Below are 17,094 nucleotides of genomic sequence, written 5' to 3' on the forward strand. Positions count from 1 at the left end.
TCCGCGTCTACAGACTTCTCTCCGCAACGCGCTGGCTCCTTTATGCCGGGAAACCCGTCCACCGGACTGGCTCACCATTTTTCATAACCGTAAGGTGGGCACTGTCCACAAGGTAAAAATCAAGGTTTGAGGGAAGTTAAGTAGTGCCCACCCTACAAAAATTACTGTCCACAATGTAAAAATCAAGGTTTGAGGAAAGTTAAGTAGTGTCCACCCTACAAAAATTGCTAAAGTCAATCTACGAAGTAAGGTGGGCACTGTCCACAATGTAAAAATCAAGGTTTGAGGGAAGTTAAGTAGTGCCCACCCTACAAAAATTACTGTCCACAATGTAAAAATCAAGGTTTGAGGAAAGTTAAGTAGTGTCCACCCTACAAAAATTGCTAAAGCTTGTGGTTTCAGAATGAAGAAGTTTTGGCTGTTATTTTTGCATAAACTTGATTAGACAGCAGGTATGGATATAAATCAAATCATTCGGACAATAAACACACTAATTATTAAATTTAAAGCCAAGCTAATTGGGGCGATCGCTCTGTGGTTTTTATGTCGCTGGTGGATTGATTTAGTTGTAAGCTTAAAAGAGGCGGTTTCAAACTTCAAACCGCAGTTGTATGCTGTCTGATGCAGCTAAAAGGCTTTGGCATTCTGGAAAAGAAAAAGCGTGCCGAGCATATCAGGGCATACCTGACAATTCAGAGCTTGCCCGGAAAGGGAATACAAGTGATGGTGTCGGTAGAGCGAAGTTGACTTCGTCATGAATCAGTCAAACCTCATTCGCATCCTGATTGCTGACGATTATCCTGTTGTACGGCGGGGATTGGAGGCAATTATTGAGTTTGAGCAGGATATGAGTATTGTCGGTCAGGCTCGTAATGGACGTGAATTGCTAGAAGCTTTCCGCCAACTCCAGCCTGATGTCACACTCATGGATTTGCGGATGCCAGAAATTGGAGGGGTTGAAGCAATTTGTGCCATTAAAGCAGAGTTTGAAAATGCGCGGATAATTGTGCTTACGTCTTACGACGGTGATGAAGACATCTATCGTGGATTACAAGCAGGTGCAAAAGGCTATCTACTCAAGGGTGCCGAACCAGATGAACTTTTGGAAGCAATTCGAGTCGTTCACAACGGTCAAAAGTATATCCCACCCGTAGTGGGAGCAAAACTACTAGAGCGCATGGGTACACCTGAATTGAGTCAACGAGAGCTGCAAGTCCTCCAGTTAATAGCAAATGGTAAGAGCAACCAGGAAATTGCTACTGCTTTGTCCATTGCTGAAGGCACAGTTAAATTTCACGTCAATAATATTTTGGGCAAGCTCGGAGTTAGCGATCGCACACAAGCAGTAATCGTGGCGCTGAAGCGGGGAATAGTCATTCTGTAGGAGAAGGCTTCTTTCCCCCACACCCTGAAATTTTTATAAAAATCAGCTTTTTCTTAATCATTTCGTAACTTTGAATACAGAATTTTTGGATATCTTTGTACTTGGACTTTGAAAGTCAGATAACAAGTAATCTTAAACAATAGGAAGAATTTAGTATGTCTACTCAAGATAAGGCTCGTGCCTTGATGCAGCGTCATTATCAACAAGTCAAGCATCGTCAACAGTCAATGCTTGGACGTACAGGGCAAGAACTTGGTATGCCTGTTGAAATAGCTAACTACTGGAACCCTATTCAAGGAAAGCTAAACCCTATGGCTAGAGTGCTTTACGATCGCAATCATGTAACCTTTAGCTAGGATACTTGCTGGGTTTAGAGATTCAATACTTGAAAGTCCCACCTAGAGAATTTCTAGGTGGGTATTTTGATGGAATTCAAATGACTTAAACTATTGTTAACCTAATATTTAATTTTATTTAATTACAAAACAATCTTATTAGAGAGATAGTAAAAAGGAATCATTATTTTATTTAAAAGTGCGGTTTCTAATCTGCCTAACAGTATATTTGCTGGCAATTTGTAGAGAAATTAGTTTAGAAAATTGCCCTATAAAAAAAAGATAAATAAGAAAATTATAAGTTTTTTAAGTACTGGTTGTTGTATTGTTAGTATGCTCGTAAAGAATGTATTGAGAACCTGATATTGCTATTTGGTAATGGTTTGATTAAAAGTTGAATTTATTTTGGTGTGTTTAACTACTGCTTAAATTATTATTTAATAGTAATGAATTAACAGATGATTATGACTAAAACCAAAGATATTAACAAAGTAATAAATCTCAGCGATTCTCAGTATTACTTGAACAGAGAACTGAGTTGGTTAGAATTTAATCGACGAGTATTGCACGAAGCATTAGATCGGCGTACACCATTACTTGAAAAACTAAAATTTAGTGCTATATTTAGTTCCAACCTAGATGAATTTTTCATGGTTAGGGTAGCACTGCTCAAAGAACAAGTCAACGCACAACTGAGCCAGCGCAGCCCAGATGGACGCACACCACAACAACAACTAGAAGCGATCGCTCAACAATTGCGTCCAATGGTGCAAGAACAGCATCGTCACTTTCAGCAAGTGCTGTGCCCGGAGTTAGCATCACATGGCATCCACATCCTCAATTACACAGATATCACTCTCGAAGAACGCAATTACCTCAAACAACAGTTTCAACAGAAAATATTTCCAGTTTTGACTCCCCTAGCAGTAGATCCCAGCCATCCTTTTCCGCTGATGGCAAATCTCAGTCTGAATTTAGCAGTACTAGTTCAAGCTCCAAACAGCACAGAAGAAAAATTTGCCAGAGTCAAAGTACCAAATATCCTGCCCCGATTTATTTCCCTACCCCAAAAATCACCCACAGACAACAACAAACCAAATCACTGGCGTGGCGTACCAATAGAACAGGCGATCGCTCATAACTTAGAAGCCTTATTTCCAGGGATGATCATCAAGGAGTATCACCTGTTTCGACTCACCCGTGACGCAGATTTAGAATTCGCAGAACAAGAAGCCGATGACTTACTCTTAGCAATTCAGCAGGAGTTGCGCAAACGCCACTTTGGCGGTTCAGTGGTACGCTTAGAAATTCAACCATCAATGCCTTCTTCAGTGCGACAGATGCTAATGGCAGAAATGGAACTAAGTGATTTCGATGTATATGAAATTGAAGGACTTTTGAATTTAAAAGATTTAATGTCATTTATGGCACTGCCATTGCCTGAGTTGAAAGATCCACCCTTTTCAGCAGTAATTCCGCCCCGTCTGCGTCATTTCCATCAACCAAGCAAAATTGCCAACCCAGATGACGAAGAAAAAAGTATTTTCTCAGTCATTGAGCAAAAAGATTTGCTGGTGCATCATCCCTACGAATCCTTTAGCGCTTCTGTAGAAGAATTTATTGCCCAAGCAGCCCGCGATCCTGATGTACTGGCAATCAAAATGACGCTTTATCGTACCTCTGGAGATTCTGAAATTGTTCATTCTCTGATTGCCGCAGCCGAAAGCGGTAAACAAGTAGCTGTGCTTGTAGAGTTAAAAGCCCGTTTTGATGAAGAAAATAATATCACTTGGGCACAAAAGCTAGAAAAATCTGGTATTCATGTTGTTTATGGTTTAGTAGGACTGAAGACTCACACTAAAACTGCGCTGGTGGTGCGCAAGCAAGGAGAGAATATTCGTCGCTACGTCCACATTGGCACGGGAAACTACAATTCTAAAACCGCAAAGTTATACACCGACTTAGGGCTGTTGAGTTGTCGAGAAGAGCTAGGTGCAGATTTAACCGATTTATTCAATTATTTGACTGGCTATTCTTGTCAAAGTTCTTACCGCAAGCTGCTAGTTTCTCCTGTCAATATGCGCGATCGCATGATTGCTCTGATCAAAAGAGAAATCGAACATTGTAAAAACGGTAATAAGGCTCATATCATCGCCAAGATGAATTCTTTGGTTGATCCTCAAATTATTGCTACTCTTTATGAGGCATCCTCTGCCGGGGTAGAAATTGATTTGATTGTTCGAGGTATTTGCTGTTTGCGTCCTCAAGTTCCACAAGTTAGTGAGAATATTCGAGTCATTAGTATTGTTGGTCGTTTTTTAGAACACTCGCGTATCTTTCACTTCCACAATAATGGCAAAAATGAAGTGTTTATCGGTAGTGCTGATTGGATGCCCCGTAATCTTGATCGAAGAGTTGAAGCAGTTACTCCTGTTGAAGAGCCTGAGCTTGTCCAAAACTTACAAAATATATTGCAGATCTTGCTTCAAGACAACCGCCAGGCTTGGGAGCTTCAATCTGATGGTTCCTATATCCAACGCCATCCAGACAAGAATGAGACTGAACGCAGTGCCCAGGCTTTACTGATGCAAATGACACACCAATCATAAAGGGGAAAGGTGACAGGGGGCAGGAACACGGGGACAAGGAGTTGAGGAGGTGAGGAAGTAATAAAAGTAAATTCTTCCCCATCTTTCCTATCTCCCTCATCTCTTCCTCTTCCACTCTTCCTCTTCCACTCTTGCGCTTGTCCTCTTCCCTAGCCTCAGTGCCTCTACTTTCAATACAGACAAAAGAACTAAATGGAGCGGGAAAGATGCTCTTATATTTTTCTTATAAATATCTTATTTTTTAATTTTAAATTTACTGAAAAGCCAAACTTAGTATGCATCCGCCTAATGCCCATTTAGTAGAGTGGGCTTTTTCTTTCATAGTCACAAACTTTGGGTATCTTAATGTACGCTCATGAATTGACCAAAGATTTCGGTATAGATAACATTGGGCAAACTAGGTGTATTCTGATCATCGAAGATGAAGAAATTATCCAGGAAGTGCTAGCTGTAGCATTGCAAGAGCAAGGCTATAAAGTGATAACTATTGGTGATGGGCAGTCTGCTGTAGAATATCTAGAAAGTTTTGAACACAACCCAGAAGAATTTTGCTGTGACTTGATTATTCTCGATTTGATGCTGCCAGGTATTAATGGATTAGATATTTGTCGTTTACTACGTTATCGGGGAAATCTGGTACCAATTTTAATACTTAGTGCTAAGAGTAGCGAAGCCGATCGCATTTTAGGGTTAGACTTTGGAGCAGATGACTATCTGGGCAAACCCTTTAGTACACGTGAATTAGTGGCTCGTTGTCGAGCGTTACTTCGCCGCCAACGTTTAATTACTTCATCACAAACAAAAGTATTCAAATACAAAGATGTCATCTTGAATACTCAAGAGCGCTGTGTGCTAGTTCGCGATCAACAAGTAAATCTTTCCCCCAAAGAGTACCGTCTGCTAGAGTTATTCATGAGTTCTGCCCAGCGAGTATGGTCGCGCGAGCAATTACTAGATATGATTTGGGGGGCAGATTATGTTGGGGATAGTAAAACTGTAGATGTGCACATTCGTTGGTTACGTGAAAAATTGGAGCTTGATCCCAGTAATCCCGAATATCTTGTGACTGTACGAGGTTTTGGCTATCGGTTTGGATAAAGCCACCTGCTAAATTTGAGTTTGTTAAGAATGCGATCGCGTTTAAAAGTAAATATTATGGTGATCGCCAAGGTAAGATTATCGCATCATATTATACTAGAATTTTACGCAATTTCGCTACAAAGCATTATCTAAAACTAGTATAAAAAAGGTATTTTAACCCACCTCAGAAAAAATCACTGCATCTATGCAGGTTGTCATTATTGCAACGATTATTCAGTACTTGCCCAGGCGATCGCTTAAATTGCAATTTTAGCTAAAGATGGAAATTGCAGTAAGCTGAGGAGGAAAGGTGGTTACTATTGGTAGGTACTGTTGGATTCTTTGTTATCCTTGCAAGGTCATAATGTTTTCAAAGTGTCGCTGTTTGACCAAAAAAACCTTATTTTGGAGAAAACTTTATGAAAGAATTATCACCAGACAAATCATTCACACCGATATATCTACAGGTTGTTAGTAATACGCCTGGTCGAGTTAGGTTAAGATTCTACCAGCAAAATCAACAAGCAATTGGACAAATCGCTAAATCTATTGCAATCTTGTTTCCTCAAGTTGATAAAGTTAAAACCAATTCTCAAGCAGGTACTATCACAATCTACTACTCTGGTAAAGTTGTCAATTTTGAAGATGTCCAGAATAAATTGCAAGCTTTAGGCATAGTTCTCACTGACACCCTCATCGAAAAACCGCATTTATCAGCAAAATTAACTTCAGTTCTGTCTAGCCTCAGTGAGCAAGTAAAACAAACAACAAAAGATACAGTGGATTTGCGTGTATTCGTACTCTATGCTGCCGTAGCGATCGCTCTGCGGCGAGTACTTCCCCAAACAGCACGCTGGAAGGCAACAGCATTGTATCTGTTACTTTGGTATGCCTTGGAGAGTTTGGTTAAACTGAGCGATAAAAAGGAATCTTCACCAAAAAATCAATAATCACTAACGCAAAAACCCTCTAAAATCCTCTTGACTCCGTGCTCTCTGTGTACTCTGCGGTTTATTATTCCATCACTCGTGCGTCAGTCATAAACTAATTTAAATCTTCTATATAACAAGGCTTTTAACTTAAGTCTGCAGAAGTCCCCATTCTCAGCAACGCGGAATGGTGATGGATGGCAGGGATATTGCAAGGTGTATTCTTTATCGATGCCCGCGCAATATTCAAATTTATAGTCATGGGTAAAGTTTTTTGGTAAATTGCAGGAGCGTACCAAGGAGTATCTCCCAAATATCTGCGCGTAAACTGATGAATATCCGTGCTGACGTAGTAGGTAATCCAATTGCTAATCCCAGCACCTACCGATATTGCCTAGAAGCGATCGCTATGGGTAGCACAAAACGCTGAAATGTAATCTCCTTGGCTCCAACCCATAATTCCAACTCTAGCGCGATCAATTCCTCGTCAACCTGGTAACGAGAACTAGAGCCTCTAGCTCCTCAACAATTAAGGGATTCAGCCTGATGCAGGAATGCAGAGAATTGTTAACCTTGCAAAATGACTATGACAAAGTAGTAGTGGGTGCTTTGATTAGAATTTGGTTCATGATAAGTGTTTTAGGTAAAAAGTTATGGAGGTTCAATGCAGCACCTCAGCGAGTTATTAAATCTTGAGGACTCAAAATTAGCTTGGGTACTGCGCTTAGGTTTATGCGGGCTGCGATCGCAATTACAGGAAGCGCTTAAACAAACTACAATAGATCCAGGCAGCACTATTTGTCAGCAAGTGTTGCAAGAGTTGGATGAAATTTTGCAATCAAAAATAGGAGAAGTAGAGGAAGCGGGGGAAGAAGAGGACAAGGGGAATATTTTTGATAGATTCTCTGCATCTTCAGAGCCTCAAAAGCCTTCATGGGAGGATGTGTTTGAGCCAGTTTCACCTGAAGTGAGTGGCGAACTCAAGCTAAAAGACATAGGTGAAGCTTTGCTTGCCGATAAGGAATTGTCACCCTATATCGGTGAGTACCAATTTCACAGCAGCAATGATGCTGATTTGTGGAACGAAATGCAATGCTTGCTGCTACGAGTTCCGGAAAAGATTGCTCACTTCAGGCGAGAACGGATCTTAGCAGAAGCAACTCAATTAGGCGCTTGCGAAGATAAGATTTCTTTGCGACAGTTAGCTTTTTATCGTAATGAATATATCTACTGTGGTTTGAAAGGCAATATTAGAGCTAATGGATTGTGTTTATCAGATAAAATTAACTTCGATCCACGATTGCAGCTCCAAACACGAGGCACAGAGTTAGATATCCTAGCGGGAATTGTTACTATATGTCTCAAATTTATCGAGATGGATACGAGTTTACACCATGCTCTTAAAAGCGTGGATCGTTTTGGTGTGAGGTCTTTAAATTTAGAGTCAGAAAAGCTCAAGTATGCTTCAGCACTCATAGACCGATTCCACCGCGTCCTTAGTACTGTCAATGCCGATCCAATTACAGCCTTGCGTGCCAAGCTTGATTTAGACGAAGCTATTCACTCTTTAGTATATCTGCCAACGTGCGATCGCTTTTCTTGGTGGGGCAAACTGCAACAAGAGGCACGGCGCACTTTGGATGGAGCAGTAGAAAAAGCGCGTGAAAGTGGCTGCCAAGTGCAGATCCGCCCGTTGTGGGGAATTTATGCCGATGTTTATACTTTCTCAAAAGACGATTTACAACTAGATATTGGCGGCGTACCGGGAGAAGTATCTGCCTGTCTGCGAGTTTACGCCAAAATCAACGATGAGATATTGCCAGGGCGTGTGCTTTTCCGTTCTTCTTGAGAAAAAATCTGTAATTCTTTCAGATTGCTAAAGGTAAATCCTCCAAGCTGCTGCTGACTTTGTGCCCATCTTCACACAGTAGTCTCATCACCTTGTCTTTGTACTGTTGAAATACAGGATGACGTTTGATTTGAGGATGAGATTCGCTTGGCAATTGAATTTGTAATTCTTGCTTCACCGTACCTGGTCGTGAGCTTAACACATATATGCGTTGAGATAGAAAAATTGCTTCCTCAACATCGTGAGTAATCATAAAAACTGTGGTGTTAGTGCTGCGCCAAATTTCCAGCAAAAATTGCTGCATTGCTTCTTTCGTCTGCACATCCAATGCGCCAAAAGGTTCATCCATGAGTAAAATTTTGGGTTGTGATGCTAAAGCACGAGCGATCGCCACCCGTTGCTTCATTCCACCCGAAAGTTCCTTTGGTAGCGCTTTCGCAAACCCCGACAAACCCACCACTTCTAGATAGTAAGCCGTCTGTTGTCGCCGCCTTTGTTTGGGTACACCTTGCAGCTTTAAACCAAATTCGACGTTTTCTGCTACACTCATCCAAGGATAAAGAGTGTAGCTTTGAAATACCATACCGCGATCTGGCCCCGGCCCTGTCACCTGCATTCCATCAACTAAAATTTCTCCCGCTGTTGGAGTATCCAATCCGGCAATTAACCGCAGTAAAGTTGATTTACCAGAACCACTGGCTCCTACCGCACAGACAAACTCCCCCTCTTCTATATGTAAGTTGATATTTTTCAGCGCAGTCAAGGAACCGCGTCTAGTATTAAATTGCTTGTGGAGTTGATTAACTTCTAAATGCATATCAAGTTCCTAAACAAAATTAATTACAAATTTTCTATGTTCTTGTTCCCTGTTCCCTTGCCTAATCCTTAGCCCATTTACAAGCAACACGCAGTAACAATCGAAACAAAAGGTCAATTGTTAAGCCAATTAAACCAATCACAATCAAGCCCGCAAAAATTTCATCGGTTTTAAGATATCTTTGAGCGACGCTAATTCTCCGCCCTAAACCTTCTGTCGCCGCCACTAATTCTGAAACAATCACTAAGTTCCAAGATGCTGCCATATTGACACGGCAGGCATCAATAATATTGGGCAGAATAAATGGAAAAATTACTTGCAGTAAAACTTGTTTTCTTTCCCCACCCAAAGTATAAGTAGTTTCTAGTAACTCCTTGGGAACAAATTTGACTGCATCCATTACCATTAAGGTATTAAAAAATAGCGTGCCGATAAAAATCAGCATAATTTTGGGAGTTTCCCCCAGTCCAAAATATAAAATTAGTAGGGGAATAAAAGCTGGGGCTGGCATATACCGAACAATACCAATAATCGGCTCTAATAATGCTCGAATGCTGGCAAATGTTCCCATTAAAGTTCCTAAAGGAATGGAAATAATTGCTGCTAGTAAAAACCCAGCTACAACACGAAACAAACTAAAGAAAATATCTTTTTGTAAATCTCCAGTTCCCAAAAGCCTTTGGAATGCATCCCAAACTTGAGTTGGAGTTGGCAGAAACAAAGGTGGAATTAACCCAGTATTAGAAATAATCCACCACAGAAGGATAGGAACAGCTATGGACAAAAACATTAAAGTCCAAGCCAATTTTCTGGGAATATCCTCAGCAATGCGCCAAAAGACAGTTTGTGATAACATTTTCTGAGGTTGCCTAGAGTTCATGACTTGCAAATCTTCAGCGTATTGGTTCATGATTTCTGTTTTGCAGCATAGGCTTTGACAAAGCGATCGTCAAAGATTTGATTGAGATTAGGCGCTTGTTTAATCAAACCAGTTTCAACCAGAAATTTGCTAATTTCTCCGGCAGCATAACTTAAGGATTTCATATCTTTACCAGGGCTAAAAGCTTGCAAATTTTCCTGTAAAGAAAAGATTTTAGTGCCTGCATCGTAATCCTTATATTCTGCAACCGAAACCCCAGCCCTTTTCGCCATAATTTCGTAAGCTTTTTCTGGATTTGCTTTCATAAAATCTAAAGTGGCAAACCAAGTATTCACTAAAGATTGCACATCTTGCGGACGTTCATTAATTAGTTGGCGAGTGACAACTAAATGGTCAGGAATTGCACCGGGAAAGTCTTTAGAACTAAATAATTCTTTACTGCCAGGACGTGATAAAGCTCTTGTAGTAAAAGGTGCAAAAACTCCAACTGCATCAACCTGCCCGGCAACAAAAGCCGCTGCTGCTGCACCTGTTTCTAATGGTTGAAATTGAATATCAGCTTGAGTTAAACCAGCTTTTTTTAAGCCAAGTAATAACAGAAAATGGTCAACAGTTCCTTCTTCGGCAGCAACTTTTTTCCCTTTTAAGTCAGCAATACTATTAATACCTTCTCGGACAATAATTTTGTCATTTCCAGTTGAATTATCGTTGACTAAAACGATAACTTGATCTGAACCTGCTGCAACTGAGCTAATCGTATCATTCAAAGTTTGAGTGTTCGCATTTAGTTGCCCTGCTCTGAGAGCATTAATGGAATCTAAATAGCCATCAAACCACTTCAAATCTACATTAACTTTGTTTGCTGCAAATAACTTTTGTTCTTGAGCTACTTGCCAGGGAAACCAACCAGGCCAAGCACTAAAACCTAGTTGAATTGCTGTAGAGTTGTTGGATGTGGAGGTTTGCGGAGATGGCGTACAACTGACAGCAATTATAAAACTGAGTAAAAAGACTGTGAATAGAGATAGTAAATTGCGAATTCTCATTTTACCTCACTACTAAATTGTGCATTGATGGAGGTATTAATTATGTTGTTTCAATCAGGTTTATATAGCAATCCCAAATCATTTATGAAACTCTTTCTTCCTTTTTTCTTCGTGTACTTTGTGTGCTTCGTGGTTGGTTAAAAACTATAGTTTTCATAGCTTAGTAACGCATTAAACTTTTAGCAGAATAACGAACCACAAAGGACACAAAGAGCACAAAGAAAGGAAAGAAAAGATTTGAAATACGAATTAGAAATGATGGGTAGATTACGTAAGTTATACTAACTTTTAGCTAGCAGGTGTAAAGCACAATCTTGCTGTTGTTGTGAAGTTTGCGATCGCACCCAATCAAACCAAGCTTCCAATCCCTCACTAGTTTTCGCAGAAACAGGAATAATCGTCACATCAGGATTCATTTGCCGAACATTTGCTTCAATCTGGCTAATATCAACATCTAAATAAGGAGCCAAATCGATTTTAGTAATTAAAAGACAATCCGCTTCTTGAAACATAATCGGATACTTGAGCGGTTTATCTTCACCTTCAGTCACACTCAATAAAGCAACTTTGGCGTGTTCTCCAACTTCAAATTCGGCTGGACAAACTAAATTACCAACATTTTCTACCAGCACTAAATCGAACTCGCTAGGATTATACTCATGTTCCAATCTATGAATTCCACCCGCTACCATTTTGGAATCCAAATGACAAGAGCGCCCTGTATTAATTGCAATCACAGGGACACCATATTTCCGCAGGCGTTCTGCGTCTAAATCGGTTGTCATATCCCCTTCAATCACAGCAATTTTTAACTCATCACTCAAAGTTGCTAGGGTACGCTCTAATAGTGCGGTTTTGCCAGCACCGGGACTACTCATGATATTGAAACAAATAATTCCCCATTCATCAAAATGCGATCGGTTGTGATCGGCTCCTTGTTGATTGGCATGAAGCAAGTTAATTCCTAATGCCGCGTCAAATGTTTGATGCATAATCGTACTCAATTTTGTCAATTTTCAATTCTCTACCTGAGCGAATATCTTCCATAGGAGAATGACAATCAGGACAGGCATATTGCAATCCGATTTGAGGTGAATATTCTTTTTGGCAACGATGACAAAAGGCAATTAGTGGGGTTTCTTGAATTACTAGTTTTACTCCTTCTAAAAAGGTGTTGCGCGTTTGGACTTCAAAAGCAAATTGCAAACTAGCAGGTTCAACACAAGTAAACTTGCCAACAATTAAATGAATATGGGAAATGTGAGGCTGTTTTGGTTGAGATTCCCACCAATCTTTTACTGTTAAAATTAGCGCTTTTGTCATGTCTGTTTCGTGCACAATTCACCTCCATTCTTCAACTAATTGCGGTTGGGCTTCTGGGTGAATATATGCAGGTTTTTCTTGACGCGGTAACTGTCCGGATACAACTAAATGTGCCATAGTATCACAAATCACTCGCGTCGCCATTAATGATGTCATATCGCTAATATCGTAGGGCGGCGACACTTCTACAACTTCCAGTCCGCACACAGGCGCATTTTGGACAATTTTACCCAATAAATACAGCGCTTCACGCGGTAATAACCCACCAGGTTCCGGCCAACCCGTGCCAGGAACGAAGCCAGCATCAATGCAGTCAATATCGAAACTGATGTAAACACAGTCTGTACCGTCTAATGCTCTTTCTAAAGCAAAATTGACGGCTGCATCTAGCCCCATTTCTGTGATATCTGTGACTGTTAAGATATTTGTGGCTCTTTCTCGACAAACTTTGACGCCTTGTCGCGGTACTTGCCAGCCACCAATTCCTAATTGCACTAGGTTTTTCGCCGGAGCATTTTTGATATTTGTGGCATGGAACCAGGGACAAGTATGCATTCTTTCATCCAAGTCTGTTTCCTGGGTATCAACGTGGCGATCGAAGTGAATAATTCCTACTTTTTTATCGCCTAAATGACGACAAACTCCCCGAACTGTGGGAAAACCAATTGAGTGATCGCCTCCCAAAATGATGGGGAATGCACCGGAACTAAAAATGTGGGCAATGCCTTTGGAAATCTGATCGAAGGATTTTTCATTATTGGCGGGAATAGTGAAAATATCACCGACATCACACAGAGTAATCTGCTCGCGCAAATCCACGCCCAATTCAAAGTTATAAGGAGTATATAATGCCGAAATGCGGCGAATGCCTTGAGGGCCAAAACGAGTCCCTGGTCGATAAGTTGTGCCAGAATCGTGGGGTACGCCGACAATTGCAACGTCGTATTCACCAACTTTGCGCACATCTTCTAAATAAGGTGCTTTTAAAAAAGTATTAATCCCGGCAAAGTGGGGAAGTTCACCGCGAGAAAAAGTAGGAATCGAGCGATCGCGTATACTTTCTGCTGCTTCTAATCCAAATTCTAATCCTTTAGACACTTCCTGCTGCCAACCCGTGAGCGGCAAATTTGCTTCTTTTTCCAATGCCCGACTTGCTTGTGAAGGTGGGCGGAAATGAGAATTGGAGTTATTAGAAGATTGCTCAGTCATATTCGGGAAAAGAATTTTCAAAATTTGCAAGGCAAAAACTATAGCCCGGGCAAGTCATAACAGTCTGAGATTCTGCTATGTACCTCCCGGGCTTTTTTCCCGCCGTGTAGCCAGTTTTTATGAAACTGGGTGCCTCTCTTGGACCAGTCGTTTAACTTTGAGAGTGTTAAACCGGAACCCTAGAAGCTATTTGTATTTACCCGATAGCTAAATAGTTTTTGTGTGATTATTTTTATAATCAGTTTTTATTGATATCAAAAAGTCTTTCACGAAAAAGTATCAATACTTACAAAATTCCTGAAAATGCTTTGTAGAAAAGGATAACGTAGTTGTAATTTTAGATAACGATTTGTTAAGTTAAGGGGTGGTTAATTAATACAGCAATCCCAAATCATTCATAAAAAATTTCTGTTTCCTGTTCCCTGTCCCCCTAATTGTATGCCAGACCACTGTTCATCCTCTAAATCTATGCCAGCGTTATAGAGATGATCTAATCTCCGAAAGGAGAAAAATGTGGTCAAGGTCAAGGTTTTAGTCAAGACGACAGACGGAGTTGATGTCAAGGTCAAAGTTGTAATCAAAGATGTTGTTAGGGTTAAGGTTCGCGTTCTCGTCAACAAAGAAGTTGGTGTCAAGGTTAAAGTTCAAGTCCGCAATCTGCAAGAGTCCAATATCCTAACGAGTGAGGAGAAAATCGGCGATCGCCTAAGAAATAACTAAACCAGGGCAGCATTCCTACTACTCCTTTTCCACCCAAAGATTACCATTTAGCCCCCGCGGTGCGTTACGGCTAGTTCTTTTCTCTTAAACTCTCAAATCCTTCCATAGCCGTAACACAACGGCAATAAAACGAGAACTCAGAGCAGCGGCTACTTACCCTACCCTGCGGGAAGGGCTTTGCCCAACGGTGTACAGAAGCCACTACTCTACGAGAAGCCGCCCACTCTCCGAGAAGCCAGGCTACGCCTGTCTACCGGGCGTCTACGTGTCTACCGCCGTTCTGAAGTTTGGTGGGCGGAAAATCTGACCGTTTTTTACCTCCCCTACTTATACTTAACCCAAGATTCTTAAGATTACTTTTTTAAGAAAAAGCGTTAATTATAAATCTTTAAAAATAAACTAAATATAATTAATTTTCCTGGTTATTGAAACCAGGACTAAGAAAATATTGACTTCATGCTTCATTTTTACAGTCTTTGCAGAAGACTTAATCCATGAGTATCAGTTCCACAGGAATTGTAAAGACCGTGTTTAGCAGCTAGCTGTTGCACTTGTTGTGATTCTAAAGCACTCGGTCTCCAAGGGTTAGGGTTATTGTAGGCGTAAAAAGTTTCCACACCATTAATACCAATTTCGGCAGCAGCAGGAATCAAGTCCAAATGCGATCGCCTGTAACGTGCTGGGTGAGCAAGTACAGCCAATCCACCAGCTTTATGAATAGCAGCAACCACATTTGCTGCTTGATATTCTTCACCTGTCACAATTCTTCTTTGAATATATGGTTTCATGTTGGGGTGTTCGAGGTTGAAGGCATAACCTAAAATATGAACTTCCACACCCAAAAGATTGGCATTAATTTCTACACCAGTCCAAAGCTGAGGAACTGTAGCGTCTGGGTTGTGATGCTGCCAATCTTTCAGCCAATTTTGTGCTGCTTGGTATCCACCTACAGTGTGGTGATCGGTAATAGCAAGCCCTTTCAAACCGATAGCGATCGCTTGTTCCATCAACGTATGTGGCTGCAATTTTCCATCAGAGTAGATGGTGTGCATATGAAAGTTAAAATGCCTTGGACAACTTTGGGCATTGATGTTTTGAAATACCTCTGCCAAGGATTCTTTAGTCGCAGAATAAGTCGGAGCAAAATTGACAGCCATAACCCCCTCATTTTTAAATTTGGTGATAGTTAACACTCCAACACGACAAACACATAGCTTGGTCAGTTCCAGCACTTTAATGTAGTGTTAGCAAGCTTTTTTTAAGCTTAGTTAGCTAAAGTTTTCAATATGTTAAGACTACGTTAGCAAATTCAAACGCTCGTAGTCATGAGTATTTCCGATTAGCGATATCAATAAAAGTCAGAAGTATTGCCAATAAAGGCATTTATTCTTTAAAAAGAACCCAGAACAAAAAATGCAGAATGCAATTAGTGGGAGATTTAAGGCGTTGCGTTAGCTAGCAGTTTCCTGTAAGGGTGGCAGTGCGTCCTGGGGGAGAACCCCGTTGTAGCAACTGCCGTTTAGAATTCTAGTCTGCGGGACTTAAGTGACTAAATTCATTCATTGTTCTAGAAATAATCTCTAGTAGCTGTTGCTGAGATGAATGCACAAAGAAGTGATCGCCAGGAAGCATATGAACAGAGAAAGAATTGCACGTTTGCTCTTGCCATGCTAAAAGTTGATCGTAGCTAACTTCTTGGTCTTGTAAACCACCACAGACAGTAATAGGACAATTTAGCGGTGGTTGCTCTGCATAAACATAAGTTTCTAGAACTGCAAAATCTGCTCGCAGAATGGGTAAAAAAAGTTGCATCAGTTCGCTATTTTCTAGAACTGATGTGGGAGTACCGTTAAAACGACGTAGTTCTTCCAAAAACTCCTGTTCTGGTAAATTGTGAATAGGTGGCTCTGAATTGGGAACTTGAGGAGCGCAGCGACCAGAGATGAAGAGGTAATTTGGGCTAATACCGTATTGTTTGCGAAGTAGACGGGTAAGCTCAAAACTCACCAGTCCGCCCATACTGTGACCAAAAAAGGCGAATGGTTTGTCTAAATATGGTTGAATAGCAGATGCGATCGCTCTGACAAGAGGTTCTAGCCGGGTGAATGGAGGTGACTTCATTTGAGTTCCTCGCCCAGGAATTTCTACGGGGCAAAGCTCAATTGTCGCTGGTAAATAGTCTCGCCATTGGCGAAAAATTAGAGAACTGCCACCTGCATAGGGAAAACAGAATAGCCGTACTGATGCTTGAGGATTAGGTTTAGGGCAGGTAATCAAAGAGTTCAAAAATTGTGTATTTGTCATTAATTTCAAAGGCGACAAATAATTTTATCTGATCATAATAATAGCGCCAACCTTACTACAGGCAGGCGCTATTCTTTTAATTTAATTCAGGGATAAAAATAGTGAAAGTAATTCCCTGAAGTTTACTATAATAAATTAACCACAATTGGGCTTTTTATACAGTGCTGCGACGAGTTAAAGCGTTCCAGATGAAAATGGCGATAATCGCACCAAGAATTGCTAACAAAATACCGGGAATACTCAAAGTAGGAGCGGCCAAAGTTAAGGTTCCTGTACTGAAGAATACGCCTAAAGTACCGCCAATAAACGCACCAATGATACCTAATAAAATTGTTCCCAAAATACCGCCACCTTGATGACCGGGATAGATAGCTTTGGCAATAGCACCAGCGATTAGACCTAAAACAATCCAAGCAAGTATGTTCATTTCTCTTTATTTATTCAACGTTTTTTACTAACAGTTACAGATTAACAATTCAATCCTTGTCATCCAATCTGTCATTAGAACTAATTGTGGATAACCTCAAGGAAGACATGAAGGAAGATGTGAAGTAACAGCATTTCTTTTGACGTATATCCTAGTTTAGGTGGCTTTAAAATTAAGAAAAA

Annotated in this window: 17 protein-coding genes and 1 riboswitch; of the genes, 8 read left to right on the forward strand and 9 right to left on the reverse strand. The window is 40.7% G+C overall.

Going from position 1 to position 17,094, the window contains the following annotated elements:
* Positions 1 to 454: 454 nt before the first annotated feature.
* From UYC_RS38740 to UYC_RS0102295, 7 genes are all read left to right on the forward strand, one after another.
* Positions 455 to 622: a hypothetical protein gene (locus UYC_RS38740; protein ID WP_016873013.1), complete on the forward strand. Its 168-nt coding sequence runs from the start codon at positions 455 to 457 to the stop codon at positions 620 to 622.
* 132 nt (positions 623 to 754) lie between these two features.
* Positions 755 to 1,384 carry a response regulator gene (locus UYC_RS0102270; protein WP_016873015.1) on the forward strand — a complete coding sequence of 210 codons (630 nt, stop codon included), beginning with the start codon at positions 755 to 757 and terminating at the stop codon, positions 1,382 to 1,384.
* A gap of 155 nt (positions 1,385 to 1,539) precedes the next feature.
* Positions 1,540 to 1,740 (forward strand): glutamine synthetase inactivation factor IF7A, encoded by a 201-nt coding sequence (gene gifA, locus UYC_RS0102275; protein ID WP_016873016.1) that lies wholly within the window; start codon positions 1,540 to 1,542, stop codon positions 1,738 to 1,740.
* 443 nt (positions 1,741 to 2,183) lie between these two features.
* The gene (gene ppk1, locus UYC_RS0102280) at positions 2,184 to 4,328 is read left to right on the forward strand and encodes a polyphosphate kinase 1 (RefSeq protein WP_016873017.1); all 2,145 of its coding nucleotides are present in this window, start codon (positions 2,184 to 2,186) and stop codon (positions 4,326 to 4,328) included.
* Positions 4,329 to 4,673: 345 nt separating this feature from the next.
* On the forward strand, positions 4,674 to 5,426 hold the full coding sequence (locus UYC_RS0102285; RefSeq protein WP_016873018.1) for a response regulator transcription factor: 753 nt from the start codon (positions 4,674 to 4,676) through the stop codon (positions 5,424 to 5,426).
* 401 nt (positions 5,427 to 5,827) lie between these two features.
* Entirely contained in the window at positions 5,828 to 6,358 is a 531-nt protein-coding gene (locus tag UYC_RS0102290; protein WP_016873019.1) for an HMA2 domain-containing protein, read from the forward strand.
* Positions 6,359 to 7,001: 643 nt separating this feature from the next.
* Positions 7,002 to 8,186, forward strand: a complete 1,185-nt coding sequence (locus UYC_RS0102295; protein ID WP_016873020.1) for a hypothetical protein — start codon at positions 7,002 to 7,004, stop codon at positions 8,184 to 8,186.
* 19 nt (positions 8,187 to 8,205) lie between these two features.
* Here UYC_RS0102295 and UYC_RS0102300 read toward each other — a convergent pair whose 3' ends face one another.
* From UYC_RS0102300 to UYC_RS0102325, 6 genes are all read right to left on the reverse strand, one after another.
* A complete protein-coding gene (locus UYC_RS0102300) occupies positions 8,206 to 9,003 on the reverse strand; it encodes an ABC transporter ATP-binding protein (RefSeq protein ID WP_016873021.1) in 798 nt (265 codons plus the stop codon).
* A 61-nt stretch (positions 9,004 to 9,064) separates the two neighbouring features.
* Complete coding sequence (locus tag UYC_RS0102305; protein ID WP_016873022.1) at positions 9,065 to 9,913, reverse strand: ABC transporter permease; 849 nt, start codon at positions 9,911 to 9,913, stop codon at positions 9,065 to 9,067.
* Positions 9,910 to 10,929 carry an ABC transporter substrate-binding protein gene (locus UYC_RS0102310; protein WP_016873023.1) on the reverse strand — a complete coding sequence of 340 codons (1,020 nt, stop codon included), beginning with the start codon at positions 10,927 to 10,929 and terminating at the stop codon, positions 9,910 to 9,912. The genes UYC_RS0102305 and UYC_RS0102310 overlap by 4 nt, the downstream gene beginning before the upstream one ends.
* A gap of 281 nt (positions 10,930 to 11,210) precedes the next feature.
* Positions 11,211 to 11,921, reverse strand: a complete 711-nt coding sequence (gene hypB, locus UYC_RS35245; protein WP_016873024.1) for a hydrogenase nickel incorporation protein HypB — start codon at positions 11,919 to 11,921, stop codon at positions 11,211 to 11,213.
* Positions 11,905 to 12,267, reverse strand: coding sequence for a hydrogenase maturation nickel metallochaperone HypA (hypA, locus tag UYC_RS0102320; RefSeq protein ID WP_268743978.1), 363 nt, complete (start codon positions 12,265 to 12,267; stop codon positions 11,905 to 11,907). Before hypA ends, hypB begins: the two co-directional genes overlap by 17 nt.
* A 3-nt stretch (positions 12,268 to 12,270) precedes the next feature.
* The gene (locus tag UYC_RS0102325) at positions 12,271 to 13,461 is read right to left on the reverse strand and encodes an agmatinase family protein (RefSeq protein ID WP_016873026.1); all 1,191 of its coding nucleotides are present in this window, start codon (positions 13,459 to 13,461) and stop codon (positions 12,271 to 12,273) included.
* Between the two features lie 81 nt (positions 13,462 to 13,542).
* A riboswitch (guanidine-I (ykkC/yxkD leader) is annotated at positions 13,543 to 13,655 on the reverse strand.
* Between the two features lie 319 nt (positions 13,656 to 13,974).
* Between UYC_RS0102325 and UYC_RS0102330 the strand changes: the two genes are divergently transcribed.
* Positions 13,975 to 14,181, forward strand: a complete 207-nt coding sequence (locus tag UYC_RS0102330; protein WP_016873027.1) for a hypothetical protein — start codon at positions 13,975 to 13,977, stop codon at positions 14,179 to 14,181.
* 467 nt (positions 14,182 to 14,648) lie between these two features.
* Here UYC_RS0102330 and UYC_RS0102335 read toward each other — a convergent pair whose 3' ends face one another.
* From UYC_RS0102335 to UYC_RS0102345, 3 genes are all read right to left on the reverse strand, one after another.
* Positions 14,649 to 15,338: a PHP domain-containing protein gene (locus tag UYC_RS0102335; protein ID WP_016873028.1), complete on the reverse strand. Its 690-nt coding sequence runs from the start codon at positions 15,336 to 15,338 to the stop codon at positions 14,649 to 14,651.
* A 370-nt stretch (positions 15,339 to 15,708) separates the two neighbouring features.
* Positions 15,709 to 16,485 (reverse strand): thioesterase II family protein, encoded by a 777-nt coding sequence (locus tag UYC_RS0102340; RefSeq protein ID WP_016873029.1) that lies wholly within the window; start codon positions 16,483 to 16,485, stop codon positions 15,709 to 15,711.
* Positions 16,486 to 16,639: 154 nt separating this feature from the next.
* Positions 16,640 to 16,912, reverse strand: coding sequence for a GlsB/YeaQ/YmgE family stress response membrane protein (locus UYC_RS0102345; RefSeq protein ID WP_016873030.1), 273 nt, complete (start codon positions 16,910 to 16,912; stop codon positions 16,640 to 16,642).
* Positions 16,913 to 17,094: the final 182 nt, after the last annotated feature.

Origin of the sequence: Chlorogloeopsis fritschii PCC 6912 (genome assembly GCF_000317285.1) — a bacterium.
GTDB classification, from domain to species: domain Bacteria; phylum Cyanobacteriota; class Cyanobacteriia; order Cyanobacteriales; family Nostocaceae; genus Chlorogloeopsis; species Chlorogloeopsis fritschii.

Excerpts from the sequence above, each read along its gene's own strand:
- UYC_RS38740 (WP_016873013.1), top strand. The coding sequence starts at position 455 with ATGGATATAAATCAAATCATTCGGACAATAAACACACTAATTATTAAA.
- UYC_RS0102270 (WP_016873015.1), top strand. The coding sequence starts at position 755 with ATGAATCAGTCAAACCTCATTCGCATCCTGATTGCTGACGATTATCCT.
- gifA (WP_016873016.1), top strand. The coding sequence starts at position 1,540 with ATGTCTACTCAAGATAAGGCTCGTGCCTTGATGCAGCGTCATTATCAA.
- ppk1 (WP_016873017.1), top strand. The coding sequence starts at position 2,184 with ATGACTAAAACCAAAGATATTAACAAAGTAATAAATCTCAGCGATTCT.
- UYC_RS0102285 (WP_016873018.1), top strand. The coding sequence starts at position 4,674 with ATGTACGCTCATGAATTGACCAAAGATTTCGGTATAGATAACATTGGG.
- UYC_RS0102290 (WP_016873019.1), top strand. The coding sequence starts at position 5,828 with ATGAAAGAATTATCACCAGACAAATCATTCACACCGATATATCTACAG.
- UYC_RS0102295 (WP_016873020.1), top strand. The coding sequence starts at position 7,002 with ATGCAGCACCTCAGCGAGTTATTAAATCTTGAGGACTCAAAATTAGCT.
- UYC_RS0102300 (WP_016873021.1), bottom strand. The coding sequence starts at position 9,003 with ATGCATTTAGAAGTTAATCAACTCCACAAGCAATTTAATACTAGACGC.
- UYC_RS0102305 (WP_016873022.1), bottom strand. The coding sequence starts at position 9,913 with ATGAACCAATACGCTGAAGATTTGCAAGTCATGAACTCTAGGCAACCT.
- UYC_RS0102310 (WP_016873023.1), bottom strand. The coding sequence starts at position 10,929 with ATGAGAATTCGCAATTTACTATCTCTATTCACAGTCTTTTTACTCAGT.
- hypB (WP_016873024.1), bottom strand. The coding sequence starts at position 11,921 with ATGCATCAAACATTTGACGCGGCATTAGGAATTAACTTGCTTCATGCC.
- UYC_RS0102325 (WP_016873026.1), bottom strand. The coding sequence starts at position 13,461 with ATGACTGAGCAATCTTCTAATAACTCCAATTCTCATTTCCGCCCACCT.
- UYC_RS0102335 (WP_016873028.1), bottom strand. The coding sequence starts at position 15,338 with ATGGCTGTCAATTTTGCTCCGACTTATTCTGCGACTAAAGAATCCTTG.
- UYC_RS0102340 (WP_016873029.1), bottom strand. The coding sequence starts at position 16,485 with ATGACAAATACACAATTTTTGAACTCTTTGATTACCTGCCCTAAACCT.
- UYC_RS0102345 (WP_016873030.1), bottom strand. The coding sequence starts at position 16,912 with ATGAACATACTTGCTTGGATTGTTTTAGGTCTAATCGCTGGTGCTATT.